This window comes from Hylemonella sp. GW821-FHT10B10 (assembly GCF_059415585.1).
Genome location: NZ_JBWKNN010000004.1, coordinates 157,481 through 182,498, shown reverse-complemented (window position 1 = coordinate 182,498; position 25,018 = coordinate 157,481). Strand labels below are relative to the sequence as shown.

Here is a 25,018-nt window from a genome sequence, read left to right as displayed (position 1 = left end):
CCGGGCGGCGTCAACCGCTCGGAGGGTGCTTCATGGACCTCAGGCCTTCGAGGTCCAGCACGCGCAGGCCACCGTACTCGACCTTGATCAGGCGCTGGCTCTCCAGCGTGGCCAAGGCCTCGTTGACACGCTGGCGTGACAGGCCCACGAGGTAGGCGAGTTCCTGCTGCGTGATGCGCAGCACTTCGCCCACACCGGGGTAGAGCACGGGGTTGAACAGGGCGGCCAGGCTGCGCGCCACCCGCAGGTCGGGGCTGTTCATGCGGTCGATCTCGCGCGCGGCGATGAACTGGCCCAGGCGTTCGTTGAGCTGGTTCATCACAAAACGGTTGAAGCCGATGGACTGGTCCAGCAGACGGTGGAAGGTGTCTACAGGCAGGCCGGCGACCAGGCTCTTGCGCAGGGTCTGCACGTTGTAGCGATAGCTCTCGCGCTTGAGCACCGTGCCCTCGCCGAACCAGCCGCCCGGGGGCAGGCCGGCAAAGGTCAGGGACTGGCCTTCGGCGTTCTCGCTGCTCATCTTGAGCAGGCCGTCGACCACGCCGAACCAGTAGGTGACCGGGCGGCCGATGCGGCAGACCAGGTCGCCGGGTTGGGCTTCGCTGATCTGCAACTCGGCCACGGCGATCTGGTATTCCTCGGGTGTGAGCTGACTCAACCAGGGAATGCCGGCCAGTTCGGACGCTGTGAGCGGGCGCCGGCGTTGGTGCAGGCTGGGTTCGGCGGTGGTTGTCATAGACAAGTGCGACAGGGCGGGAAAGTACCAGCTAGGGATTCCCCTCAATTGTCATCGCAACGACAACATAACGTCAAATCGAGTCCTACCATGGCTGCAAGCAGGGTCCGATGTGGCCCAGGCGAGCAGACAAGGAAACGGGATGCAGACGACTTTCCCTCGACTACTGATGCAGCACGCGGCGCAACGGCCGCTGGCCCCCGCCATGCGCGAGAAGGAATACGGCATCTGGCAGACCTGGAGCTGGGCCCGCGCGGCCGAGGACGTGAAGCTGATGAGCTGCGGCCTGGCGGCCCTGGGTTTCAAGCCCGGGCAGAACCTGGCCATCGTGGGCGACAACCGGCCCCATCTCTACCAGGCCTTTGTGGTGGCGCAGAGCCTGCGCGGGGTGCCCGTGCCCATGTACCAGGACGCGATCGCCAGCGAGATGGCCTTCGTCTTGCAGGACGCCGAGATCCATTACGCCTTTGCCGAGAACCAGGAGCAGGTGGACAAGCTGCTGGAGCTGCGCGAGAACCTGCCCGGCCTGCTGGAGCACATCATCTACGGTGACCCGCGTGGCCTGCGCAATTACCAGCACGAAGGGCTGATCAGCATCGAGCGCCTGTTCGAGCTGGGGCGCGCCTACGAGCGCATGCATCCGGATTTTTATGTGAAGTCGGTCGAGTCGGGGCAGTCGTCTGACGTGTCGGTGATCCTTTACACCTCGGGCACGACGGGCCGGCCCAAGGGCGTGTGCCAGACGCACGAGAGTTTCATCCGTGCCGCGCAGGGCGGGGTGCAGGTGGATGGCCTGGTGCCCGAGGACAACATCATTTCCTACCTGCCGCCGGCCTGGGTGGGAGACCATCTGTTTTCCATCGCCCAGTGGCTGGTGGCGGGTTTCACCATCAACTGCCCCGAGTCGGCCGAGACCGTGAGCATCGACCTGCGCGAGATCGGGCCGAGTTATTACTTTGCGCCGCCCCGCATTTTTGAGGGCATGCTGACCTCGGTCTCCATCCGCATGGAGGATGCGGCGGCGCCGAAGCGCTGGCTGTACGGCAAGTTCATGGCCCTGGCACGGCGCTGCGGTGCCGAGATCCTGGACGGCAAGCCGGTGGCACTGGGCGACCGCCTGCTCTACGCCCTGGGCAATGTGCTGGTCTACGGGCCGCTGCGCAACGTGCTGGGCCTGTCGCGCATCCGCGTGGCGTACACGGCGGGCGCGGCCATCGGGCCCGACCTGTTCCGTTTCTACCGCTCCATCGGCATCAACCTCAAGCAGCTCTACGGCCAGACCGAGACCTGCGCCTATGTCTGCATCCAGAAGAACGGCCGCGTCAAGCTCAACAGCGTGGGCGAGGCGGCGCCGGGCATCGAGATCAAGATCGCCGACAACGGCGAGGTGCTGGTGCGCGGTGTCTCGGTGCTCAAGGAGTACTACAAGCGCCCCGACGCCACGGCCGAGGTGATGGACGCCGAGGGCTTCTTCCACACGGGCGACGCCGGTGTGATCGACCCGGACGGACACCTGATCATCATCGACCGGGCCAAGGACGTGGGCAAGATGGCCGCGGGCGCCATCTTCGCGCCCAACTACATCGAGAACAAACTCAAGTTCTTCCCCCAGATCAAGGAGGCGGTGGTCTTTGGCCATGGTCGCGACCAGGTCTGCGCCTTCCTGAACATCGACTTCGAGGCCGTGGGCAACTGGGCCGAGCGCCAGGGCCTGCCCTACAGCGGTTATGTGGACCTGGCGAGCAAACCCCAGGTGCTGGACATGCTGGCCGGGTGCGTGCAGCAGGTCAACGCCGACCTGGCCACCGAGGCCGGCATGGCCGACACGCAGATCGCGCGTTTCCTCGTGCTGCACAAGGAACTGGACCCCGATGACGACGAGCTCACGCGTACGCGCAAGGTGCGCCGCGGTTTCATCGGCGACAAATACGCGGTGCTGATCGAGGCGCTTTACGCGGGGCGCAAGGAGCAGTTCATCGAGACGCAGGTGAAATTCGAGGACGGCCGCAGCGGCACCGTCTCGGCCACGCTGCCGATCCGCGACGCCCAGCGTTACCCGGGCGTGGCCAAGGCCGCTTGAGAGCAGAAGAAAAATGACGCAAAGAAAATTGGGCGACGTGATCCTGGATGTAAAGAACATCTCGCTGGCCTTCGGCGGTGTGAAGGCCCTGACGGACATTTCCTTCGATGTGCGTGAGCACGAGATCCGCGCCATCATCGGCCCCAACGGTGCGGGCAAGAGCTCCATGCTCAACTGCATCAATGGTGTGTACACGCCGCAGCACGGCACCATCACCTTCCGCGGCCAGACCTTCGACCACATGAACAGCCGCCAGGTGGCCGAGATGGGCGTGGCGCGGACCTTCCAGAACCTGGCCCTGTTCAAGGGCATGAGCGTGCTGGACAACATCATGTCCGGGCGCAACCTCAAGATCAAAAGCAATCTGCTGCTGCAGGCGCTGCGCATCGGGCCCGCCGAGCGCGAGGAGATCCGCCACCGAGAGTTTGTCGAGAAGATCATCGACTTTCTCGAAATCCAGGCGCACCGCAAGACGCCGGTGGGCCAGCTGCCCTATGGCCTGCAAAAACGCGTGGACCTGGGCCGGGCCCTGGCCATGGAGCCGCAGGTGCTGCTGCTGGACGAGCCCATGGCCGGCATGAACGTGGAAGAGAAGCAGGACATGTGCCGCTTCGTGCTCGACATCAACGACGAGTTCGGAACCACCGTGGTGCTGATCGAGCACGACATGGGCGTGGTGATGGACATCAGCGACCGCGTGGTGGTGCTGGACTACGGCAAGAAGATCGGCGACGGCACACCCGACGAGGTGCGCAACAACGAAGAAGTGATCCGGGCCTACCTGGGCACGGAGCACTGAGGAATACGAAATGGCTTTCTTCCTGGAAACTCTGTTGAACGGCCTGATGGCCGGCATGCTCTATTCGCTGGTGGCGCTGGGCTTTGTGTTGATCTTCAAGGCATCGGGTGTCTTCAATTTCGCACAGGGCGCCATGGTGCTGTTCGCGGCCCTGGCGATGGCGCGTTTCGCCGAATGGTTTCCGGCCTGGACCGGCATCGAGAGCAAGTTGCTGGCCAACGCAGTCGGCTTCGTGCTGGCCGGCGCGGTCATGTTCGTCGTGGCCTGGGTCATCGAGCGCCTGGTGCTGCGCCACCTGGTCAATCAGGAAGGTGCCACGCTGCTGATGGCCACGCTGGGCATCACCTACTTCATGGAAGGCCTGGGCCAGACCATCTTTGGCAGCGACATCTACAAGATCGACATCGGCATGCCCAAGGATCCGATCTTCGCCTTCGACACGGTGTTCGAGGGCGGCGTGCTGATCAACCAGGAAGACCTGTTCGCCGCGGCCATTGCCGCCGTGCTGGTGGCCGGACTCTCGCTGTTCTTCCAGAAGACCGCTACCGGGCGCGCGTTGCGTGCCGTGGCCGATGACCACCAGGCCGCGCAGAGCATCGGCATCCCGCTCAACCGCATCTGGTTCATCGTCTGGTGCCTGGCCGGTGTGGTGGCCCTGGTGGCCGGGATGATCTGGGGCAGCAAGCTGGGGGTGCAGTTCTCTCTGGCCACCGTCGCGCTGCGCGCGCTGCCCGTGATCATCCTGGGTGGCCTGACCTCGGTACCCGGCGCCATCATCGGCGGCCTGATCATCGGTGTGGGCGAAAAGCTGTCCGAGGTCTACCTGGGGCCCTTTGTGGGCGGCGGCATCGAGATCTGGTTTGCCTATGTGCTGGCACTTGTTTTTCTTCTCTTCCGGCCGCAAGGGCTCTTCGGAGAGAAGATCATTGATCGCGTGTGAGGAACTGACACCATGTTCTACCGGGAAAACGGCCAGTTCAAGACGAGCTACCGCGCGGACCAGCAGATATTCCCTATCCTGCAGGACCGCATCGCCATCGGCCTGCTGCTGGTGGCCGCCTTCGTGCTCGTGCCCGCGCTGGCCAGCGACTACCTGTTCCGCGCCATCCTCGTTCCTTTTCTGATCTTCTCGCTGGCGGCCATCGGCGTGAACATCCTGGTCGGCTACTGCGGCCAGATCTCGCTGGGCTCGGGGGCCTTCATGGCCGTGGGTGCCTACGGGGCCTACAACTTCTTCGTGCGCATCCCGGGCCTGCCCCTGATCCCGGCGCTGATCCTGGGTGGCCTGTGCGCCACGTTCTTCGGCGTGCTGTTCGGTCTGCCCAGTTTGCGCGTCAAGGGCCTGTACCTTGCGGTGGCCACGCTGGCGGCCCAGTTCTTCGCCGACTGGATGTTCCTGCGTATCAAGTGGTTCACGCTGGACACACCCTCGGGCTCGGTCTCGGTGTCCAATCTGCAGGTCTTCGGCTGGCCGCTGGAGAGCGCACTGAGCAAATACTGGTTCTGCCTGGTCATCCTTGTCGTCGTGGCCCTGCTGGCCAAGAACCTGGTGCGCGGCGCGATCGGCCGGGAGTGGATGGCCATCCGCGACATGGACGTGGCGGCCGCGGTGATCGGCATCCGCCCCATGTACGCCAAGCTCAGCGCCTTTGCCGTGAGTTCCTTCATCGTCGGCGTGGCCGGCGCGCTCTGGGCTTTTGTCTACCTGGGCGCCTGGGAGCCGGCGGCCTTCTCGGTGGACTACTCCTTCCGCCTGCTCTTCATGGTGATCATCGGCGGGCTGGGTTCCATCATGGGCAGCTTCTTCGGCGCGGCCTTCATCGTGGTGCTGCCCATCGCGCTCAACCAGTTCCTGCCCATGTTGCTGGGCCTGTTTGGCATCGAGATTTCCACGGCCGGCATCTCGCATGCCGAGCTGATGATTTTTGGCGGCCTGATCGTCTGGTTCCTGATCGTGGAACCGCACGGACTGGCCCGGCTCTGGTCTGTGGGCAAGCAGAAGATGCGCCTGTGGCCTTTCCCTCACTGAGTGTGGACATGCAGCCTGCCCCCGCTCGTGTTTTTCTGATGGCTGATGTGCTGGTGGTATTCGATCAACTCTAAGGAGACAAGTATGAAGCTACGTCATCTCGTTCTGGCCGCCACGGTGGTGGCGTGTACCGCGCCGTTGGCCGCCCTGGCGCAGGCCAAGGAGCAGTTCATCCCGGTGCTGTCCTACCGCACCGGGCCCTACGCACCCAACGGTGTGCCCTGGGCCAATGGCTATGTCGACTACCTCAAGCTGGTCAATGCGCGCGGCGGCATCAACGGCGTGAAGCTCTCTTTCGAGGAGTGCGAGACCGGCTACGACACGGCGCGCAGCGTCGAATGCTACGAACGCCTCAAGGGCAAGGGTGCTTCGCTGGTGCAGCCCCTGTCCACGGGCGCGACCTTCGCCATCACCGAGAAGGCTCCGGCCGACAAGATCTCCGTGGTGACCGTGGGTTATGGCCGCAGCGAAAGCGCCGACGGCACGGTCTTCAAGTGGAACTTCCCCATCGCCGGCACCTACTGGGTGGCGGCCGACGCCATCGTGCAGGCCATTGCCAAGAAGGAAGGCGGCCTGGCCAACCTCAAGGGCAAGAAGATCGCGCTGGTCTACCACGACAGCCCGTTTGGCAAGGAACCGATCCCGCTGCTGCAGGAGCGCGCCGCCATGCACGGCTTCAGCCTGCAGCTGCTGCCCGTGACCGCGCCGGGCGTGGAGCAGAAGGCCACCTGGCTGCAGGTGCGCCAGAACCGTCCTGACTATGTGGCGCTGTGGGGCTGGGGTGTGATGAACAGCACGGCCATCAAGGAGGCCCAGGCCACCGGTTATCCGCGCGAGAAGATGTACGGCGTGTGGTGGGCCGGTGCCGAGCCGGACGTGAAGGACGTGGCCGAAGGCGCCAAGGGCTACAACGCCGTGACCATGCAGCACGGCGCCGAGCCGCAGTCCAAGCTGGTCAAGGACGTGATGGCCATGGTGCACGGCAAGGGCCAGGGCACGGGCCCGAAGGAAGAAGTCGGCCAGGTGCTGTACATGCGCGGCGCCATGAGCGCCATGCTGGGTGTCGAGGGCATCCGCGCAGCGCAGGAACGTTACGGCAAGGGCAAGGTCATGACCGGCGAGCAAGTGCGCTGGGGCCTGGAGAACCTGAACCTCACGCAGGCCAAGCTGGACGCGCTGGGTTTCGCCGGTGTGATGCGCCCGATCAGCACCTCTTGCGTGGACCACATGGGCGCCTCCTGGGCCCGTATCCACACCTGGGATGGCAAGGCGTGGAAATTCACTTCCGACTGGCTGCAGGCCGACGAGCAGATCATCAAGCCGCTGGTGAAGAGCACGGCAGCCAAGTACGCGGCGGAGAAGAAGCTGACGCCGCGTACCCCGGCTGACTGCCAGTCTTGAGCGGCTGACGCCGCCCAAGACTCTGTCTTGTCATGTAGGCACCCACCCCCAACCCCTCCCTCCCGGAGGGAGGGGCAGCGGCCCCACTTGGGGCCGCCAGATGAAAGGGCCGCGATGCGGGTCTTTCATCTGGTCAGAAAGTTGAGTCATGGAAACGAAAAACATCGTTATCAACGTCAACGGCATCGAGGTCATCTACAACCACGTGATCCTGGTGCTCAAGGGCGTGTCGCTGCAGGTGCCCGAGGGGGGCATCGTGGCACTGCTGGGGGGCAACGGCGCTGGCAAGACCACGACGCTGCGCGCCATCTCCAACCTGCTCAAGGGCGAGCGGGGTGAAGTGACCAAGGGGACGATCGAGCTGCGCGGCGAGCGCATCGAGAACCTGACGCCTTCCGAGCTGGTGCAGCGTGGTGTGGTGCAGGTGATGGAGGGGCGGCACTGCTTTGCCCACCTGACCATCGAGGAGAACCTGCTGACCGGCGCTTACACGCGCAAGAGCAAGGCCGAGGTGGCTGCCGGCATGGAGAAGGTCTACAGCTACTTCCCGCGCCTCAAGACGCGCCGCACCTCGCAGGCGGCCTACACCTCGGGCGGTGAACAGCAGATGTGCGCCATCGGCCGCGCGTTGATGGCCAACCCCAGCATGGTGCTGCTGGACGAGCCCTCCATGGGCCTGGCGCCGCAGATCGTGGAAGAGGTGTTCGAGATCGTCAAGGACCTGAACCAGAAGGAGCGTGTGACCTTCCTGCTGGCCGAGCAGAACACGAACATGGCGCTCAAGTACGCGGACTACGGTTACATCATGGAGTCGGGCCGCATCGTGATGGATGGCGCGGCGGCCGACCTGGCCAGCAACGAGGACGTGAAGGAGTTCTACCTCGGCATGGGTGGGGGCGAGCGCAAGAGTTTCCGTGACGTCAAAAGCTACAAGCGCAGAAAGCGTTGGCTCGCGTGAGGGGATGGGATATGAAACACTACGACGCACTGGAAACGCGTGACCCCGCGCAGCGCGAGGCCGCTTTGCTGGTGGCCTTGCCGGGCCACGTAGCGCAGGCCCAGCGTGCGGCCCCGGCTTTCGCGGAGATCCTGCGCGGCGTGGATGCGGCTGCCGTCACCAGCCGCGCGGCCCTGGCGAAGCTGCCGGTGACGCGCAAGCACGAGCTGCTGGAGCGCCAGCAGGCGGCGCGCGCGCGTGACGCGAGCGATCCCTTTGGCGGTTTTGCGGCCATCGGCTGGCGCGGCCTGCTGCGTGGCAGCGGCGCGCGGCGCGTCTACCAGTCGCCCGGCCCCATCTACGAACCCGAAGGCCAGGCGCCGGACTACTGGCGCAGTGCACGGGCCTTTGCCGCGGCCGGCTTCGAGGCCGGTGACCTGGTGCACAACTGCTTCAGCTACCACCTGACACCCGGCGCCTGGATCATGGAAGCCGGTGCGCAAGCCCTGGGCTGCACGGTCTTTCCCGGCGGCACGGGCAATACCGAGCAGCAACTGGCGGCCATGGCCGATCTGCGGCCCGTGGCCTATGCCGGCACGCCGAGTTTCCTGAAAATCCTGGTCGAGAAGGCGCAAGAGGCAGGCCACAGCTTGTCGATCAACAAGGCCTTGGTCAGCGGCGAGGCCTTTCCGCCCAGCCTGCGGGACTGGCTGGCCGAACGTGGCATCACAGGCTACCAGTGTTACGCCACGGCCGATGTCGGCCTGATCGCCTACGAGACGCAGGCGCGGCAGGGCCTGGTGCTCGACGAGGGCATCGTTCTGGAGATCGTGCGGCCCGGTACAGGGGATCCCGTGCCCGAAGGCGAGGTGGGTGAGGTGGTGGTCACGGTGCTGAACCCGGATTACCCGCTGATCCGCTTCGGCACGGGCGACCTCTCGGCCGTCCTGCCAGGCGCATGCCCCACCGGGCGGACCAACACACGCATCAAGGGCTGGCTGGGGCGCGCCGACCAGACCACCAAGGTGCGCGGCATGTTCGTGCACCCGGGGCAGATCGCCGACATCGTCAAGCGCTACCCGGAGGTGGTGCGTGCGCGTTTGGTGGTGGCCGGCGAAATGGCCAATGACCGCATGACACTCAAGGTGGAAACCGACTGCAGCGGCCCGGGCGAGCTTGCCTTACGGATTGCTGACACCATCCGTGATGTGACCAAACTGCGTGGTGAGGTGGAAATGGTGCTGCCCGGCACCCTGCCCAACGACGGTCTGGTCATTCAGGACACGCGCAGTTACAAGTAAACCCCTATGCGGCGGCCCAAAGGGCCCGTACAAGGCGTGGTCTAAGTATTTTCCGTGCTGTCAATCCGGGCGGTCCGCATTAGACTCACGGCAACTTTTGGAGGAAGCACCATGAAACGTCTGCTCTTGCTCGCTGCTGCCGTTGCCGCTTTTGCGGCCCAGGCGCAGTCCTTCCCGGGTACCAAGCCCATCACCATCGTGGTTCCCTTCACGGCCGGTGGCCCGACCGACCGCGTGGCACGTGACCTGGCCGAGGCCATGCGCAAGCCCCTGGGCGGCGTGACCCTGGTGGTGGACAACGCCGCCGGCGCCGGTGGCTCCATCGGCGCGAACAAGGTGGCCAAGGCCGCACCCGATGGCCATACCCTGCTGCTGCACCATATCGGCATGGCCACCATGCCTACCCTGGTGCGTAACCTGCCCTTCAAGGTCGAAAGCGACTTCGAATACCTGGGCATGGTCAACGACGTGCCCATGACCCTGATCGCACGCCCGAGCCTGCCGGCCAACAACTACAAGGAGTTGCTGGCCTGGATCAACGAGAACAAGGGCAAGGTCAATCTGGGCAATGCCGGCATCGGCGCTGCTTCGCACCTCTGCGGCCTGATGTTCCAGAACGCGCTCAAGATCGACATGACCACCGTGCCTTACAAGGGTACGGCTCCGGCCATCACCGACCTGATCGGCGGCCAGATCGACCTGCTGTGCGACCAGACCACCAACACCACGAGCCAGATCGAGGGCAAGAAGGTCAAGGCCTTTGCCGTGACCACGGCCAAGCGCCTGACCACCCCCGCGCTCAAGGACCTGCCGACGCTCAACGAGTCGGGCCTGAAGGGCTTTGAAGTGACGATCTGGCACGGCCTGTACGCGCCCAAGGGCACGCCGGCTGACGTGCTGGCCAAGCTGAATACCGCGCTCAAGGCGGCACTCAAGGATCCGGACTTCATCAAGAAGCAGGAAGGCCTGGGCGCCGTGGTCGTGGCTGACAAGCGCGCCGAGCCGGCCGAGCACAAGAAGTTCGTGGCCGACGAGATCGCCAAGTGGAGTCCTGTGCTGAAGGCGGCGGGCGTTTACGCCGACTGATCGCTTCGTTCTGCTCCGTAGCTGGAAAGGCCACCGTTCAGGTGGCTTTTTCTTTTTCCTGTCTGCGTTTTTGCTTGCGCCGTCTGCCCGCGAAGCCAGGCAAAGAACGGGTCCGACCGGAGGCAAACCCTAGGTCACAGAAGCGGAGGCCCTGCCTACACTGGACCGCATCAAATCCAGGAGACCCCGCCATGTGCAATACCTATGCCTCGTACCGCCGCCATCTGCTTGCGGCCGCAACGCTGCTGGCCTTGGTGCCAGCTGCCTGGGCGCAGGATGCCTGGCCCAACAAGCCGGTGAGGATCATCGTGCCCTTCACGCCTGGCGGCACCACCGATATCCTGGCGCGTGCGATGGCGCCCGAGCTGACCAGGGCTTTCGGTCAATCTTTTGTGGTGGAGAACAAGGGGGGCGCCGGCGGCAACCTGGGCGCCGAGCAGGTCGCCAAGGCGCCCAATGACGGCTACACCATCCTCATGGGCACGGTGGGCACGCATGGCATTAACAAGGCGCTGTATGACAAGCTGCCCTACGACCCTCAGAAGGACTTTGCGCCCATTACGTTGGTGGCGGGGGTTCCCAATGTGATGATCATGAACGCCGACAAGGCCAGGGCGTTGAACATCCATACCGTGCCGGACTTCATCAAGTACGCCAAGGCCAACCCGGGCAAGCTCAATATGGCGTCCAGCGGCAACGGTACCTCCATCCACCTGGCGGGTGAGCTGTTCAAGTCCATGACAGGCATCTTCATGGCACACATTCCCTACCGCGGCTCCGGCCCGGCCCTGCTGGACATGGTGGCCGGCAATATGGACGTGATGTTCGACAACCTGCCATCGAGCATGCCGCACATCAAGTCGGGCAAGCTCAAGGCCTTCGCTGTGACGAGCAGCCAGCGCTCGGCCACGCTGCCCGAGCTGCCCACGATCGAGGAGGCCGCCGGTCTCAAGGGCTTCGAGGCCAGCAGCTGGTTCGGCCTGCTGGCCCCGGCCGGAACGCCGCCCGACATCGTGAACCGCATCCAGCAAGAGGTGGCCAAGGCGCTGGCCACACCGGCCATGAAGGAGCGGCTGCTGGCGCTGGGCGCCATCCCCAGCGGCAACACGCCCGCGGAATTCAGGCGTTTCATCGACGCCGAACACAAGAAGTGGGCGGCCGTCGTGAAAGCCTCCGGCGCAAAAGTAGATTGAAAGGCTCTATCGCGGAACGCCGTGGAACCGGCTTTGCCGGGCCACTGGCGTTGCCCCCTTGAGGGGGTAGCGGCGTAGCCGCTTCAGGGGTGCTTTACTTACACGCCCCAGACGATTTCTGAGTCGGCTTTCTGGCAGCGGCGCAGCATGTCGATGAAGGGGGTGGCGCGCTGGCGCAGGGAGACTTCCTCGCTCTTTGGGGGCTCTTCGCCGCGTGCCACGGCCTCTTCCCTGGCGCTCCTCAGCCGCGCTTCTTCGTGCAGGATGGCGGCTTCCAGTGCGGCGAGGGCCGCTGCCATGTCCTGCGGCTGCAGGATGCCCTGCTTCTCGTCCAGCGGCTTGCCGATGATCTGCAGCATGCGCCGGCCAGTGGGCTCGAGCATGATGAGGTCGGCGGTGGCGCGGGACTTGAACTTGTAGAGCATGGTGGTTCCGAGAGCTGTCGCCGAGGGTAGCATGCGGGGCATGGAGACTCAACAAGACCTGCGCAAGCCGTCCGGCCCGCTGACCGGGCTCAAGGTGGTCGAGCTCGGCCAGCTGATCGCCGGCCCCTTTGCGGCCAAGACCTTGGCCGATTTCGGCGCCGAGGTGATCAAGATCGAACCGCCGGGCGCCGGCGACCCGCTGCGCAAATGGCGCCTGTTGAAGGACGGTACCTCGGTCTGGTGGCAGGTGCAGTCGCGCAACAAACGCTCGCTGGCGTTGGACCTGAAAGCGCCGGAAGCGCAGGACATCGTGCGCAGGCTGGCCGCCGAGGCTGACGTGCTGATAGAGAATTTCCGGCCCGGCGCCATGGAGGGCTGGGGTCTGGGACCCGAGGCGCTGCAGGCGCTGAACCCGGGGCTCATCATGTTGCGCATCAGTGGTTATGGCCAGACCGGGCCCTACCGCGACCGGCCGGGCTTCGGCGTGGTGGCCGAAGCGATGGGCGGCTTGCGCCATCTGACGGCCGAACCCGGGCGCGTGCCGGTACGTGTGGGCGTGTCCATCGGCGACACGCTGGCTTCCTTGCACGGAGTGATAGGCATCCTGTTGGCGCTGCAACATCGTCATGCCACGGTGAGCCCGCAAGCACCCAAGGGGCGCGGCCAGGTGATCGACGTGGCGCTGTACGAGGCGGTGTTCAACTGCATGGAGAGCCTGTTGCCCGAGTACAGCGCTTTTGGCATGGTGCGGGAGCCGGGGGGCAGTGCCCTGCCGGGCATCGCGCCGACCAATGCCTACCGTTGCATCGATGATGCCTATGTGCTGATTGCCGGCAACGGGGACAGCATCTTCAAGCGCCTGATGCACTGCATAGGCCGGGACGATCTGGGGCAGGACCCGGCCCTGGCCGACAACACCGGCCGTGTGGCGCGTGTGCAGGAGCTGGACGAGGCGATTGGACGATGGGCCGCGACGATGGCGGTGGACGCCGTGCTGGCTGCGCTGGATGCGGCCCAGGTGCCCGCGGGCAAGATCTACACCGTGGCCGATATCGCGGCCGACCCGCACTACGCGGCACGCGGCATGCTGCAGACGGTGACGATGGACGACGGGAGTGCGCTCACGGTGCCGGGCGTGGTGCCCAAACTTTCGGCCACGCCGGGCGGCCAGTGGCGCGGAGCGCCCGCCCTCGGGCAGGACAGCGAGGCCGTGCTGCGCGAGGTGGGGCTGACGGAAGAACAGATTGCCGCGCTTCGGGCGCGCGGCGTCATCGGCTGAACCGGGCGATCAGCTCAGGGATTCGATCAGGTCGATGTAGTCCTGCATGGCCTCGTCCTGGCTCTTGTCCTTGAGCGCGTTCCAGGCGTCCCACTTGGCGCGGCCCACCATGTCGGAAAAACCGGGGCGCGGATCGGTGGGAGCGCCGGCGCTGGCCTGCTTGTACAGGGCGTAGATCTTGAGCAGGGTCATGTTGTCGGGGCGCTCGCTGAGGTCTTTGGACGCGGCGACGGCGGCTTCGAATTTGGACTTGAGGTCACTCATGGGGTGGCTCCGGATGGGGCGGGTTGTAGGCGCGCAGCAGATGCCGCAGGTGGGCCTGCTGCGCCGGAACCAGATAGGGTAGCAGCAAACCGAGGGCCTGCCCGGCCCCGCGCAGGCCGGCGGCCTGCATGCCCTCGGGCTCCAGCGCATGGCGCGGGTTCAGCGCGTACTCGTAGCTCAACCAGTAGCTCAGCAGCACCACCTGGCTGGTGGCCAGGCCGGCGGCGTCCACCGCTTCGATCTGCAACGCGCCGCTGCCCTGCAGCCGCGCCAGCAGGGTGCTCAGCGCCACGGTCTGGTCGTGCAGGGCCTGCTGGATGCCGGCTTCAAGCCGGCGGTTGCGGCTGAGCAGCAGGTTGAGATCGCGGTAGAGGAAGCGGTATTCCCAGATGCGCTCGAACAGGCTGTGCATGAAGAACCAGGCCTCTTCCACGTCGCGCACCTCCCCGGCGGCCGGCAGCAGGCTGGCCAGGGCCTGTTCGTACTGCTCGAACAGGATGTTGACCAGGCCGTCCTTGGCCGGATAGTGGTAGTAGAGGTTGCCCGGGCTGATGCCGAGTTCGCCGGCGATCTGGGTGGTGGAGACGTTGGGTTCACCGTAGCGGTTGAACAGCGCCAGCGCCGCCTCCTGGATGCGCTGGGCGGTGCGGCGTGGCGCCTTTTTGGCCATCAGCCTGCAGTTTTGCGGGTGGCCTTGCGCGGTGCAGCCTTCTTAGCAGGAGCCGCCTTCTTGGTCGGCGTGCTGCGGGGCGCGCGGGCCTGGAGTTGCCGCTCCAGCTCGGCCAGGCGCGCCTCCAGCAGCTGCACATCACGCGCCGAGGGGATGCCCAGGCGTTGCAGGGCACGCGCCACGCGTTCCTCGAACAGGCCTTCGAGCTTGTCCCATTGGCCGCTGGCGCGGCTGCCGATTTCCTGGGCCATGCTACTCATCTTCTGGCTGGCCTCGCTCAACTTGGCCTCGGCCGTAGTCTGGGCCTTGCGCTGCATGGTCAGGCCCTCCTGTACCAGGGCGTCGAAGACCTTGCCGCCTTCCTGCTGCGCCTTGGTGAAGGCGCCCAGGCCGGCCAGCCAGATCTGGTGGGCCGAGTCGCGCACGGCGTCGGCGCCGGGTGGGGTGCTGCTGGAAGCGGGTTTGCTGGGCATGATGGGCTCCTCGGACAGTGGTTCTTGGCACTTTACGCCCTCTGCGGGCCCAACGCCAGTGGGGCAGGGGGCCCTGGCGCCATGGGATAATTTGACACTTTACAAACGTCCGGAGTCCGCCTGTAGCAGGGCCACCGGGTCACGGGGGAATGCATGATTCTGGTCACCGGCGGCGCAGGCTTCATAGGCGCGAATTTCGTGCTGGACTGGCTGGCCCAGAGCGAGGAGCCGGTACTCAACCTCGACAAGCTGACCTACGCCGGCAACCTGGAGAACCTGGCGACCCTGCTGGGTGACCCGCGCCATGTCTTCGTCCAGGGCGACATCGGCGACCCGGTCCTGGTGGCTCGCCTGCTGGCCGAGCACCGGCCGCGTGCCGTGCTCAACTTCGCGGCCGAATCCCATGTGGACCGCTCCATCCACGGCCCTGAAGATTTCATCCAGACCAATATCGTGGGCACCTTCCGCCTGCTGGAGGCCGTGCGGGCCCACTGGGGTGGACTGGACGAAGCGGGCAAGGCGGCTTTCCGTTTCCTGCATGTCTCCACCGACGAGGTCTACGGCTCCCTGGCCCCGGCCGAGCCGGCCTTCACCGAGCAGCACCGCTACGAGCCCAACAGCCCCTACAGCGCCAGCAAGGCTGCCAGCGACCACCTGGTGCGCGCCTACCACCACACCTACGGCCTGCCGGTGCTGACCACCAACTGCTCGAACAACTACGGCCCCTATCATTTCCCCGAGAAGCTGATCCCGCTGATGATCGTCAACGCCCTGGCGGGCAAGCCCCTGCCGGTCTATGGCGACGGCATGCAGATCCGCGACTGGCTCTATGTGCGCGACCACTGCAGCGCCATCCGCCGCGTGTTGCAGGCGGGCCGGCTGGGCGAGGTCTACAACGTGGGGGGCTGGAACGAGAAGCCCAATATCGAGATCGTGCAGACCCTGTGCCGGTTGCTGGATGAGCTGCGTCCGCGCGCCGACGGCAAGAGTTACCGCGAGCAGATTACCTACGTCAAGGACCGCCCGGGCCACGACCGGCGCTACGCCATCGACGCGCGCAAGCTCGAAAAGGAGCTGGGCTGGAAACCGGCCGAGACCTTCGAGACCGGCATCCGCAAGACCGTGTTGTGGTACCTGGAGCACCAGGACTGGGTGGCGCATGTGCAGTCCGGCGCTTACCGCGACTGGGTGCAGAAGCAATATGCATAACCCCCTGAGCCGCTGCGCGTCTTCACCCTCAAGGGGGACCACACCTACGGCCCGGCAAAGCGGGTTCCGTGGTGTGCGCTGGGTAAGTCATTGACATGAAGATCCTGCTACTTGGGAAAAATGGTCAAGTCGGCTGGGAGCTGCAGCGCTCCCTGGCGGTGCTGGGCGAGGTCGTGGCGCTGGACCATGACAGCAAGGATCTGTGCGGCGATTTCACCGACATCGAGGGCCTGGCGCAGACCGTGCGTCGTGTGCGGCCGCAGGTGATCGTCAATGCCGCAGCGCATACCGCGGTGGACAAGGCGGAGAGCGAGCCTGATCTGGCGCGCACCCTCAATGCCCTGGCCCCCGCGACGCTGGCCCGGGAGGCGGCACAGCTGGGCGCCTGGCTGGTCCACTACAGCACCGACTACGTGTTTGACGGCAGCGGCAGCGCGCCGTGGAAAGAGTCGGACGCCGCCGCACCCCTCAGCGTCTACGGCCGCACCAAGCTCGAGGGTGAGCAGGCCCTCGCTGCCAGCGGCTGCCGGCACCTGATCCTGCGTACCAGCTGGGTCTATGGCACGCGTGGCGGCAATTTTGCCCGGACCATGCTGCGTCTGGCCACGGAACGTGAGCTGCTGAAGGTGATCGACGACCAGGTCGGCGCGCCGACCGGCGCCGATCTGCTGGCCGATGTGACGGCCCATGCCATACGCCATGTCCTGCCCCCGATGCAGCGCAAGGACCCGGCGCCATCGGGTCTCTACCATGTGACGGCCGCTGGTGAGACCTCCTGGTTTGCCTATGCGCGCTTCGTGCTGCAGCGGGCCCGGGAGGCCGGTCGAGAGCTCAAGGCCGGGCCGGAACAGGTCCTGCCCATTCCCACCTCGGGCTATCCGGCCCCGGCCAAACGGCCCCACAATTCACGCTTGGACAGCACCCTGTTCCAGAACACCTTCGGCCTGACGCTGCCGCATTGGGAGACCGGGGTGGCGCGTTTGCTGGACGAGATACTTTGAGCACAACAACCATGACACAACGCAAGGGCATCATCCTGGCCGGCGGTTCCGGCACCCGGCTGCACCCGGCCACGCTGGCCATCAGCAAGCAGCTGCTGCCGGTCTACGACAAGCCCATGGTCTATTACCCCTTGAGCACCCTGATGCTGGCGGGCATGCGCGACATCCTGCTGATCAGCACGCCGCAGGACACCCCACGGTTCTCGCAGCTGCTCGGTGACGGCAGCCAGTGGGGCCTGAACCTGCAGTACGCCGTGCAGCCCAGTCCGGATGGCCTGGCGCAGGCCTTCATCATCGGCGAGCAGTTCCTGGGCCAGAGCCCCAGTGCGCTGGTGCTGGGCGACAACATCTACTACGGCCATGACTTCCAGGGCCTGTTGGGCGCGGCTGATGCGAAAACGAGCGGCGCTACGGTCTTTGCCTATCACGTGAACGACCCCGAGCGTTACGGCGTGGTGGCCTTCGACGCCCAGGGCCAGGCCAGCAGCATCGAGGAGAAACCCAAGGTGCCCAAGAGCAACTATGCGGTGACCGGCCTGTACTTCTACGATGACCAGGTGGTGGACATCGCCAAGGCCGTCAAGCCCAGTGCCCGGGGTGAACTGGAGATCACGACGGTCAACCAGATGTACCTGGACCGGGGTCAGCTCAGCGTACAGATGATGGGGCGGGGGTATGCCTGGCTGGACACCGGCACCCACGACAGCCTGTTGGAGGCCAGCCAGTTCATCGCCACCCTGGAACACCGCCAGGGCTTGAAGATCGCCTGCCCGGAAGAGATCGCCTGGCGCCATGGCTGGATCGGTGACGGGCAACTCGAGAAGCTGGCGCAGCCGCTGGCCAAGAACGGCTATGGCCAGTACCTGCAGCGCCTGCTGAGGGAAAGACGACCGGCTTGACCGGGGGCGCACCATGCAAGCCATACCCACGGCCATTCCCGACGTGCTTGTCATCGAACCCAAGGTGTTCGGTGACGCCCGCGGCTTCTTTTTCGAAAGCTACAACGAACAGGCGTTCGCCCAGGCCACAGGTCTGCAGGTGGACTTCGTGCAGGACAACCACAGCCGCAGTGCCAAAGGGGTGCTGCGCGGTCTGCACTACCAGCTCAGGCAGGCACAGGGCAAGCTGGTGCGTGTGGTGCGCGGCAGTGTGTACGACGTGGCGGTGGATCTGCGCAAGAGCTCCCCGACATTTGGGCAGTGGGTTGGCGCCGAGCTGAGCGAGGACAACCATCGCCAGATGTGGGTGCCGGCCGGTTTTGCCCATGGTTTCCTGGTCACCAGCGAGTCGGCCGATTTCCTGTACAAGACCACTGACTACTACGCGCCGGAGCACGAGCGGTGCATCCTCTGGAATGATCCGGCCATTGGCATCCAGTGGCCCGTCCAGGGTTTTCCGCAGCTTTCGAGCAAAGATCAACAAGGCAAGTTGCTGGCGCAGGCCGAGGTTTATGCATGAGCACTGTTATCCATCCCGTCATCCTCTGTGGGGGCAGCGGCACGCGCCTGTGGCCCCTGTCACGCAAGGCCTTCCCCAAGCAGTTCATTCCGCTGATCGGAGAGAAGTCCTTGCTGCAGCTGACGCTGGAACGCGTAGCCCCCCTGGCGCAGGGAGTGGCCGAATCCATCACTTGCGTGGCGGCCGAAGAGCATCGTTTCCTGGTGGCGGACGTGGCGACACACGCGGGCCTGTCCGTGCGACAGATCCTCGAACCTCAGGCCAAGAACACGGCGGCCGCGATGGCGCTGGCTGCGTTGGCCGCACCGGCCGATGCCCTGCTGCTGTTCTGCCCGGCCGACCACCACATTCCCGATGCCCAGGCCTTCTGCGCCATGGTGCAGGGCGCGGCTCCGGTGGCACAGTCGGGCCGGCTGGTGACCTTTGGTGTTCAACCCAGCTTTCCGAGCACAGCTTACGGCTACATCCAGAAGGGGGCGGTGGCCGGTGCCGGGTTCGAGGTGGCCCGCTTCGTCGAGAAGCCGGCGCAGGACAAGGCGCTCGAATTCCTGGCCAGCGGGCAGTACCTCTGGAATGCCGGCATCTTTCTGATGCGCGCACAGGCGCTGCTGGACGCTCTGCAGGCCCATGCGCCCGACATCCTGGAGGTCTGCCGCCAGGCCATGCACCAGCCCCGGCGCGACGGCCATTTTCTGCGGCCTGAGCCCCAGGCCTTTGCAGCATGTCGCAGCCAGTCCATCGACTATGCCGTGATGGAGCGCGCTGGCAACGTCAGTGTCTTCCCCTTTGCCGGGGTCTGGAGCGACGTGGGCAGCTGGAACGCCGTGGCGCAACTGGCCGAGCCTGACAGCGATGGCAACCGCGCCGGTGGTGATGCGCAGCACGCCCACCACCTGCACGCGCACAACACCTATATCCACGCGGGGGGGCTGCGGCCCGTGGTGGCGCTGGGCACGAACAATCTGCTGGTCATCGATACGCCCGACGCCCTGCTGGTGGCGGACGCTTCCCATGCCGAGGCGGTCAAGGAAGTGGTGAGCAGGCTGGAGGCGCTCGACGCGTCCCAGGCCGTGCAGCACCGTCGCGTGGCACGCCCCTGGGGCTGGTACGACAGCATCGATCTGGGCGCACGTCACCAGGTCAAGCGCATCATGGTCAAGCCGGGCGCCTCGCTCTCGTTGCAGATGCATCACCACCGGGCCGAGCACTGGGTGGTGGTCCGCGGCATGGCCGAGGTGACCAATGGCGACAAGGTCATGGTGCTGGGTGAAAACCAGAGTACCTACATTCCCATCGGTCAAGTGCATCGCCTGGCCAATCCGGGCCAGGAGCCGCTGGAGATCATCGAGGTGCAGAGCGGCGCCTATCTTGGCGAGGACGATATCGTTCGTTTTGAGGACGATTACGGAAGAACAGCTGGCTGATTCGGCGGCAAATCGAAAATGACCAACAGCAATATAAAAGCTGCATATCTGCAGTCCAAGACCACAACGGCGCAACTTGATTCGGCGCGACAGCATCTGGGCCACCGGGAGGTGCAGACACTCAAGCTCCTGGCCGAAGAGATAGGGTTCAAGGCTGGCCCCGAGGCTACGCTCTTGGACCTAGGGTGCGCGGATCGGTTTTTAGAGCCCGCGTGCGAGGCGCAAGGATGGAATTATCTGGGGCTGGACTATGCCGATGTGGATTTCGAGGTTGGCAGAATCCCCGCGGAGGAAAATTCTGTCGATATCGCCATAAGCCTCGCAGTGATTGAGCATCTCCGGGAGCCGGAAAATTTCATTTCCGAGATATTCAGGTGTTTGAAGCCGGGTGGGCTGGTCTATTTGTCTACACCGAATTTCCAGCTGGACTGGAAAAATTTCTACAATGACCCGACGCATGTTCGACCGTACACGCCGGAGTCGCTGGCGGAGATGCTGAGGCTTTATGGCTTCGAGTCAGCCGCCACCTTCCCGGGCCTGAGATGCAAGAACATACATTGGTACCGTGGGAAAAACAGATTCTTAAAGGCCTATTACCTGCTCCCGTTCCGGAACGATACCCCTTTTCCTGTGCCTGGATTCCTGAGAGGGCATGCGAGGTCGATCTTTGGTCTTGCACGGAAGCCGTTAAAGTGAACTCAATGGATGGCGACGACGCGGCCCGAAACCCGCTATCGTTTCCAGTGGCCAGTACCGTCAGACAAAATTCAATTACCCGCCATGCTTACTAATTCGTCGATTCTTGTTACCGGTGGTACAGGCTCCTTTGGTCACACGTTTATTCCCATGACGCTGGCTCGCTTTAATCCGAAAAGGCTGGTCATCTATTCTCGAGATGAAATGAAGCAATGGGAGATGGCCAAGATTTACGGCTCGGACGAACGCATCAGGTTCTTTATTGGTGACGTTCGCGATCAAGATCGGCTAAACCGCGCGCTCAAAGGAATTGATTACGTTGTGCATGCGGCGGCGACCAAGATTGTTCCCATCGCGGAATACAACCCGTTCGAGTGCATCAAGACGAACGTCATTGGCGCGATGAACCTTATCGAAGCCTGCATTAATCAGGGGGTCAAGCGTGTAGTGGCTCTTTCGACCGATAAGGCCAGCAGTCCGGTGAACCTCTATGGCGCGACCAAGCTGGCCTCGGACAAGCTGTTCATTGCAGGCAATTCGTATGCGGGAAGCCAAGACACGCGGTTCTCCGTCGTAAGGTACGGAAACGTGATGGGTTCTCGCGGTTCCGTGATCCCGTTCTTCATCGAGCGTGCATCAACCGGGTGCCTGCCGATTACCGATCAGCGAATGACGCGATTCATGATATCGCTTGAGGCAGGCGTGGAGCTCGTGTGGCGTGCTTTCGAGGATATGGTCGGAGGGGAGGTTTACGTGAAGAAAATCCCATCGATGAAGATTGGCGATATCGCAAAAGCGGTAGACCCCTCGGCTCGGCTTGAGATGATTGGCATTCGTCCCGGCGAGAAGCTGCACGAGCAGATGATCGGGGTTGAAGATGCGCCCCATACCTACGATTACGATGGTTATTACAAGATACTTCCCGCCATCCACAACTGGAGCAGTGATCCGGAGCGTATAGGCGACGGCCGAAGGGTGCCTGAAGACTTTGTTTATAGCTCGGACAATAACACCGAGTGGATGACCGTCGAGTCGCTACGAGATTGGATTCAGGCCAATCAGGAAAAGATTGGAAAGATCTGACATGATTCCTTATGGGCGGCAGGAAATTCTTGAGGCCGATATCGCGGCGGTTACGGAAGTTCTTCGATCCGACTTCCTGACACAGGGCCCCGCCGTTCCTGCCTTCGAGAACGCGGTGGCAAGGTACACGGGAGTAACGCACGCGGTCGCTGCGAACAGCGCTACCTCAGCGCTTCATGTCGCCTGCTTGGCGCTTGGTCTGAAGCCTGGCGACAGATTGTGGACCAGCCCCATCACCTTTGTTGCCTCTGCGAATTGCGCCCTCTACTGTGGAGCAACTGTCGATTTCGTTGATATCGATCCATTGACATTCAACATGTCTGTTTCTGCTCTGGAGGCCAAGCTTGAGCGCGCCCAGCGTATGGGGAGTCTTCCGAAGATCGTGGTACCAGTTCACATGTGTGGGCAATCGTGCGAAATGAGAGCTATTCACGATTTGTCCAAGAAATATGGCTTCAAGGTGATCGAGGATGCGTCGCACGCCATTGGCGCTCGTTATCTCGGAGAGCCTGTCGGAAATTGCCGCTATAGCGACATCACCATCTTCAGCTTCCACCCGGTCAAGATCATTACGACAGCCGAGGGAGGGATGGCATTGACGAATGATTCTGGGCTTGCACAGGCCATGGAACTGCTCCGCAGTCATGGCATCACGCGCAATCCCGCGCTAATGACCAAGGCTTCCGAAGGCCCCTGGTATTACCAGCAGATCGGACTCGGCTTCAATTACAGGATGACCGATCTTCAGGCGGCTCTGGGTCTGAGCCAGATGAGCCGCCTAGAGGCCTATGTCTCCAAGCGGCATGAGATCGTGCGGCGTTACAACGAAAAGCTTGCGCATTTGCCCCTTGCCACTCCTTGGCAACATCCGGATGCGTATTCCAGCTTCCACTTATATGTCGTACGCTTGACTTCCCGGCCAGACGGTAAGGGTCGGCGAGAAGTCTTTGAGTCGATGCGCTCCCAAGGAGTAGGGGTCAACGTCCACTACATACCCGTGCATACTCAGCCGTACTACCAAGACATGGGATTTTCCGCTGGGGATTTTCCGGAGGCCGAGCGGTACTACACGGAGGCCATCAGTCTGCCTCTTTATCCTGCCTTGTCCGGTGACGATCAGGACCGCGTCGTCTGTGGCCTCGAAGAGGCCTTGCTGTCGTGAAGCTATCCCTGGGGACGGTTCAATTCGGTTTGCCCTACGGCATCGCCAACCGGTCAGGGCAGGTGTCGCGTGCCAAAGCGGCCGAGATCATTTCCCTGGCTCGCAGCTACGGCGTCGGTGACATAGATACTGCTATCGCCTACGGTGACTCGGAGGCGGCGCTGGGGCAGATCGGGGTGCGGGATTTTCGTGTGGTGACCAAGCTTCCCCCGTTGCCCGCGCAGGTAGGCGATGTGGAGGCCTGGGCGCGGGATCAGTTGTCCGGATCTCTCCGTAGATTGGGCGTAGAGTCGGTCCACGGCCTTCTCTTGCATCGTTCCAGTGATCTGCTGGGCGCTGATGGAGGAAGTCTTTTTCGGGCACTTGAGGGCTTCAAGGCGAATGGCCAAGTCCAGAAGATTGGCGTTTCGATCTACTCGCCCGATGAGCTTGGCGACGTATTTGCGCGAGGGGCATTGGATCTGGTCCAGGCGCCTCTGAACTTGGTCGATCGCCGGCTACTGAGCTCCGGATGGTTGAAGAGGCTGAAGGACCAGCAAGTTGAAGTGCATACCCGCTCTGCTTTTCTCCAAGGGCTGCTACTGACCCCGATAAATGGCATGCCGGCTAAGTTCTCACCTTGGTTGAAGATCTGGCAGGCGTGGGACCAATGGCAGACATCCACAGGCTGTTCGGCCTTGAAGGCCTGCCTGGCTTTCCCGAAAGCCTTTGACGAGGTGGATCGTGTAGTCGTCGGCGTGGACAGCCCTGAGCATCTAATTCAAATATACGATGCGCTTCGCACCTCCTTTGCAGGGGAGTGGCCACACATCGAGTCCGATGATGACAGGCTTGTGAATCCTTCGAGATGGGCTGACCTTGGGTGATTGCGTCGTTCGTCGTGGCTTGGGCTGGGAGTGATGGTTTGCTGCACGGGTCGATACTGCTGATGCCAAGAAGGGGTTGGCTGTTCTTGTCTTTTGGTGGGTTTTTCGTAGACTTATTTAGGTTTGAGGTGTTGAAATGAATTCTGGCCAAGATCTCTGGAAACGTGCAAAGAATCTGATTCCCGGCGGGAGCATGCTCCTTTCAAAACGAGCAGAGATGTTTCTGCCGGAGCAATGGCCCGCTTATTTCAGCAAGGCCAAAGGCTGTCAAGTGTGGGATCTGGACGGAAATCGCTACACCGACATGTGCATCATGGGGATCGGCACAAACACGCTTGGGTATGGCCATCCCGAGGTTGATGCCGCTGTGGCTGCGACAGTCCAGGCCGGCAACATGTCTACGCTCAACTGCCCTGAAGAGGTGTACCTCGCCGAGCGCTTGGTAGAGATGCATCCTTGGGCTCAAATGGCGCGATTTGCCCGTTCAGGCGGCGAAGCCAATGCCATCGCAATTCGTATTGCCCGGGCTGCTTCTGGTCGCGACAAGGTGGCCATTTGTGGCTATCACGGTTGGCATGACTGGTATCTGTCCGCCAACCTAAGCGACGAAGGTGGCCTGGACGGCCACCTCTTGCCGGGCTTGGAACCCAAAGGGGTTCCGCGCAATCTGAAAGGCACTGTCTTTCCGTTCAACTACAACAACTTCGAGGAACTGAAGGCCTTGGTCGACCAACACGATATAGGCGTGATAAAAATGGAGGTTTCGCGCAACCGCGGGCCCGAAAACGACTTTCTGCAAAAGGTGCGGCAGCTGGCTACCGAGCGGCGTATCGTGCTGGTCTTCGACGAGTGCACTTCCGGCTTTCGGCAGACCTTTGGCGGCCTGCACAAGCTTTATGGCGTCGAACCGGATATGGCCATGTTCGGCAAAGCGCTGGGCAATGGTTATGCGATCACTGCGACTATTGGCCGACGGGAAGTGATGGAGGCGGCACAGTCCACGTTCATCAGCAGTACTTTCTGGACTGAGCGCATCGGCCCAACCGCTGCACTGAAGACCTTGGAAGTCATGGAACGAGTCAAATCTTGGGAGACCATCACCAGGACTGGCCTGGCAATCCGGGCGCGCTGGCAGGCTCTGGCCGAAGCGACGGGATTGGAGCTGGATCATTGGGGTCTGCCTGCGCTCACTGGCTTTACCATCAAAAGCCCGAAGGCGCTGGAGTACAAGACGTTGATTACTCAGGAGATGCTTGCCAAGGGTTACTTGGCGACAACGGGGGTGTATGTATGCACCGACCATACCCCAGAGGTCATTGATGGCTATTTCGACGCTCTGGAACCTATCTTCCGCCTGATCAAGGAGTGTGAGGACGGCCGTGACGTGATGTCTTTGCTTAAGGGGCCTGTGTGTCATGCCGGTTTCAAGCGCCTAAATTGACCTGT

General features: G+C 63.3%; 25 protein-coding genes. 20 read left to right on the top strand and 5 right to left on the bottom strand.

All coding sequences use genetic code 11. The features are described 5' to 3' along the window. Positions 1-10: 10 nt before the first annotated feature. The gene (locus AC07NT_RS16630) at positions 11-736 is read right to left on the bottom strand and encodes a Crp/Fnr family transcriptional regulator (protein ID WP_498599966.1); all 726 of its coding nucleotides are present in this window, start codon (positions 734-736) and stop codon (positions 11-13) included. A 142-nt stretch (positions 737-878) separates the two neighbouring features. Between AC07NT_RS16630 and AC07NT_RS16625 the strand changes: the two genes are divergently transcribed. The 9 genes from AC07NT_RS16625 (at position 879) to AC07NT_RS16585 (ending at position 11,562) form a co-directional block, all read left to right on the top strand. Next, positions 879-2,816 (top strand): AMP-dependent synthetase/ligase, encoded by a 1,938-nt coding sequence (locus AC07NT_RS16625; protein WP_498599967.1) that lies wholly within the window; start codon positions 879-881, stop codon positions 2,814-2,816. A 13-nt stretch (positions 2,817-2,829) separates the two neighbouring features. Beyond that, positions 2,830-3,615 (top strand): ABC transporter ATP-binding protein, encoded by a 786-nt coding sequence (locus AC07NT_RS16620; RefSeq protein ID WP_498599968.1) that lies wholly within the window; start codon positions 2,830-2,832, stop codon positions 3,613-3,615. 10 nt (positions 3,616-3,625) lie between these two features. Further along, positions 3,626-4,555: a branched-chain amino acid ABC transporter permease gene (locus AC07NT_RS16615; RefSeq protein ID WP_498599970.1), complete on the top strand. Its 930-nt coding sequence runs from the start codon at positions 3,626-3,628 to the stop codon at positions 4,553-4,555. Positions 4,556-4,567: 12 nt separating this feature from the next. Beyond that, the gene (locus AC07NT_RS16610; RefSeq protein ID WP_498599971.1) at positions 4,568-5,644 is read left to right on the top strand and encodes a branched-chain amino acid ABC transporter permease; all 1,077 of its coding nucleotides are present in this window, start codon (positions 4,568-4,570) and stop codon (positions 5,642-5,644) included. 84 nt (positions 5,645-5,728) lie between these two features. Beyond that, entirely contained in the window at positions 5,729-7,045 is a 1,317-nt protein-coding gene (locus AC07NT_RS16605; protein ID WP_498599972.1) for an ABC transporter substrate-binding protein, read from the top strand. A gap of 148 nt (positions 7,046-7,193) precedes the next feature. Then, positions 7,194-8,003 carry an ABC transporter ATP-binding protein gene (locus AC07NT_RS16600; protein ID WP_498599974.1) on the top strand — a complete coding sequence of 270 codons (810 nt, stop codon included), beginning with the start codon at positions 7,194-7,196 and terminating at the stop codon, positions 8,001-8,003. Positions 8,004-8,014: 11 nt separating this feature from the next. Next, positions 8,015-9,283: a phenylacetate--CoA ligase family protein gene (locus AC07NT_RS16595; protein WP_498599976.1), complete on the top strand. Its 1,269-nt coding sequence runs from the start codon at positions 8,015-8,017 to the stop codon at positions 9,281-9,283. 111 nt (positions 9,284-9,394) lie between these two features. Next, positions 9,395-10,369, top strand: a complete 975-nt coding sequence (locus AC07NT_RS16590) for a tripartite tricarboxylate transporter substrate-binding protein (RefSeq protein WP_498599977.1) — start codon at positions 9,395-9,397, stop codon at positions 10,367-10,369. A 191-nt stretch (positions 10,370-10,560) separates the two neighbouring features. Further along, on the top strand, positions 10,561-11,562 hold the full coding sequence (locus AC07NT_RS16585; RefSeq protein WP_498599979.1) for a Bug family tripartite tricarboxylate transporter substrate binding protein: 1,002 nt from the start codon (positions 10,561-10,563) through the stop codon (positions 11,560-11,562). A 98-nt stretch (positions 11,563-11,660) separates the two neighbouring features. Here the strand turns inward: AC07NT_RS16585 and AC07NT_RS16580 are convergent, their stop codons facing one another. Further along, positions 11,661-12,029, bottom strand: a complete 369-nt coding sequence (locus AC07NT_RS16580) for a DUF1840 domain-containing protein (RefSeq protein ID WP_498599980.1) — start codon at positions 12,027-12,029, stop codon at positions 11,661-11,663. Between AC07NT_RS16580 and AC07NT_RS16575 the strand changes: the two genes are divergently transcribed. Next, the gene (locus AC07NT_RS16575; RefSeq protein ID WP_498599982.1) at positions 12,028-13,266 is read left to right on the top strand and encodes a CaiB/BaiF CoA transferase family protein; all 1,239 of its coding nucleotides are present in this window, start codon (positions 12,028-12,030) and stop codon (positions 13,264-13,266) included. The two genes, AC07NT_RS16580 and AC07NT_RS16575, sit on opposite strands and share 2 nt — an antisense overlap. Positions 13,267-13,275: 9 nt before the next feature. Here AC07NT_RS16575 and AC07NT_RS16570 read toward each other — a convergent pair whose 3' ends face one another. The 3 genes from AC07NT_RS16570 to AC07NT_RS16560 are packed head-to-tail and all read right to left on the bottom strand — an operon-like array spanning position 13,276 to position 14,673. After that, on the bottom strand, positions 13,276-13,530 hold the full coding sequence (locus tag AC07NT_RS16570; protein ID WP_498599984.1) for an acyl-CoA-binding protein: 255 nt from the start codon (positions 13,528-13,530) through the stop codon (positions 13,276-13,278). Continuing rightward, positions 13,523-14,200, bottom strand: coding sequence for a TetR/AcrR family transcriptional regulator (locus tag AC07NT_RS16565; RefSeq protein WP_498599986.1), 678 nt, complete (start codon positions 14,198-14,200; stop codon positions 13,523-13,525). The genes AC07NT_RS16570 and AC07NT_RS16565 overlap by 8 nt, the downstream gene beginning before the upstream one ends. Continuing rightward, complete coding sequence (locus AC07NT_RS16560) at positions 14,200-14,673, bottom strand: phasin family protein (RefSeq protein WP_498599988.1); 474 nt, start codon at positions 14,671-14,673, stop codon at positions 14,200-14,202. The genes AC07NT_RS16565 and AC07NT_RS16560 overlap by 1 nt, the downstream gene beginning before the upstream one ends. A 153-nt stretch (positions 14,674-14,826) precedes the next feature. On the opposite strand from AC07NT_RS16560, the gene rfbB reads away from it, so the two are divergent. The 10 genes from rfbB (at position 14,827) to AC07NT_RS16510 (ending at position 25,013) form a co-directional block, all read left to right on the top strand. Further along, a complete protein-coding gene (rfbB, locus tag AC07NT_RS16555; protein WP_498599989.1) occupies positions 14,827-15,882 on the top strand; it encodes a dTDP-glucose 4,6-dehydratase in 1,056 nt (351 codons plus the stop codon). A 95-nt stretch (positions 15,883-15,977) separates the two neighbouring features. Further along, on the top strand, positions 15,978-16,883 hold the full coding sequence (gene rfbD, locus AC07NT_RS16550; RefSeq protein WP_498599990.1) for a dTDP-4-dehydrorhamnose reductase: 906 nt from the start codon (positions 15,978-15,980) through the stop codon (positions 16,881-16,883). A gap of 11 nt (positions 16,884-16,894) precedes the next feature. Then, positions 16,895-17,782 (top strand): glucose-1-phosphate thymidylyltransferase RfbA, encoded by an 888-nt coding sequence (gene rfbA, locus AC07NT_RS16545; protein ID WP_498599991.1) that lies wholly within the window; start codon positions 16,895-16,897, stop codon positions 17,780-17,782. 13 nt (positions 17,783-17,795) lie between these two features. Continuing rightward, positions 17,796-18,341 carry a dTDP-4-dehydrorhamnose 3,5-epimerase gene (gene rfbC / locus AC07NT_RS16540; protein ID WP_498599992.1) on the top strand — a complete coding sequence of 182 codons (546 nt, stop codon included), beginning with the start codon at positions 17,796-17,798 and terminating at the stop codon, positions 18,339-18,341. After that, positions 18,338-19,765, top strand: a complete 1,428-nt coding sequence (locus AC07NT_RS16535) for a mannose-1-phosphate guanylyltransferase/mannose-6-phosphate isomerase (protein WP_498599993.1) — start codon at positions 18,338-18,340, stop codon at positions 19,763-19,765. Before rfbC ends, AC07NT_RS16535 begins: the two co-directional genes overlap by 4 nt. Positions 19,766-19,783: 18 nt before the next feature. Next, positions 19,784-20,461: a class I SAM-dependent methyltransferase gene (locus AC07NT_RS16530; protein ID WP_498599995.1), complete on the top strand. Its 678-nt coding sequence runs from the start codon at positions 19,784-19,786 to the stop codon at positions 20,459-20,461. Positions 20,462-20,545: 84 nt separating this feature from the next. Continuing rightward, positions 20,546-21,544, top strand: coding sequence for a UDP-N-acetylglucosamine 4,6-dehydratase (inverting) (gene pseB, locus AC07NT_RS16525; protein WP_498600207.1), 999 nt, complete (start codon positions 20,546-20,548; stop codon positions 21,542-21,544). A gap of 1 nt (position 21,545) precedes the next feature. After that, positions 21,546-22,706: a UDP-4-amino-4,6-dideoxy-N-acetyl-beta-L-altrosamine transaminase gene (gene pseC / locus AC07NT_RS16520; RefSeq protein WP_498599996.1), complete on the top strand. Its 1,161-nt coding sequence runs from the start codon at positions 21,546-21,548 to the stop codon at positions 22,704-22,706. Beyond that, the gene (locus tag AC07NT_RS16515; protein ID WP_498599998.1) at positions 22,703-23,572 is read left to right on the top strand and encodes an aldo/keto reductase; all 870 of its coding nucleotides are present in this window, start codon (positions 22,703-22,705) and stop codon (positions 23,570-23,572) included. Before pseC ends, AC07NT_RS16515 begins: the two co-directional genes overlap by 4 nt. Before the next feature lie 136 nt (positions 23,573-23,708). Beyond that, complete coding sequence (locus AC07NT_RS16510; protein ID WP_498599999.1) at positions 23,709-25,013, top strand: aminotransferase class III-fold pyridoxal phosphate-dependent enzyme; 1,305 nt, start codon at positions 23,709-23,711, stop codon at positions 25,011-25,013. Positions 25,014-25,018 lie beyond the last annotated feature (5 nt).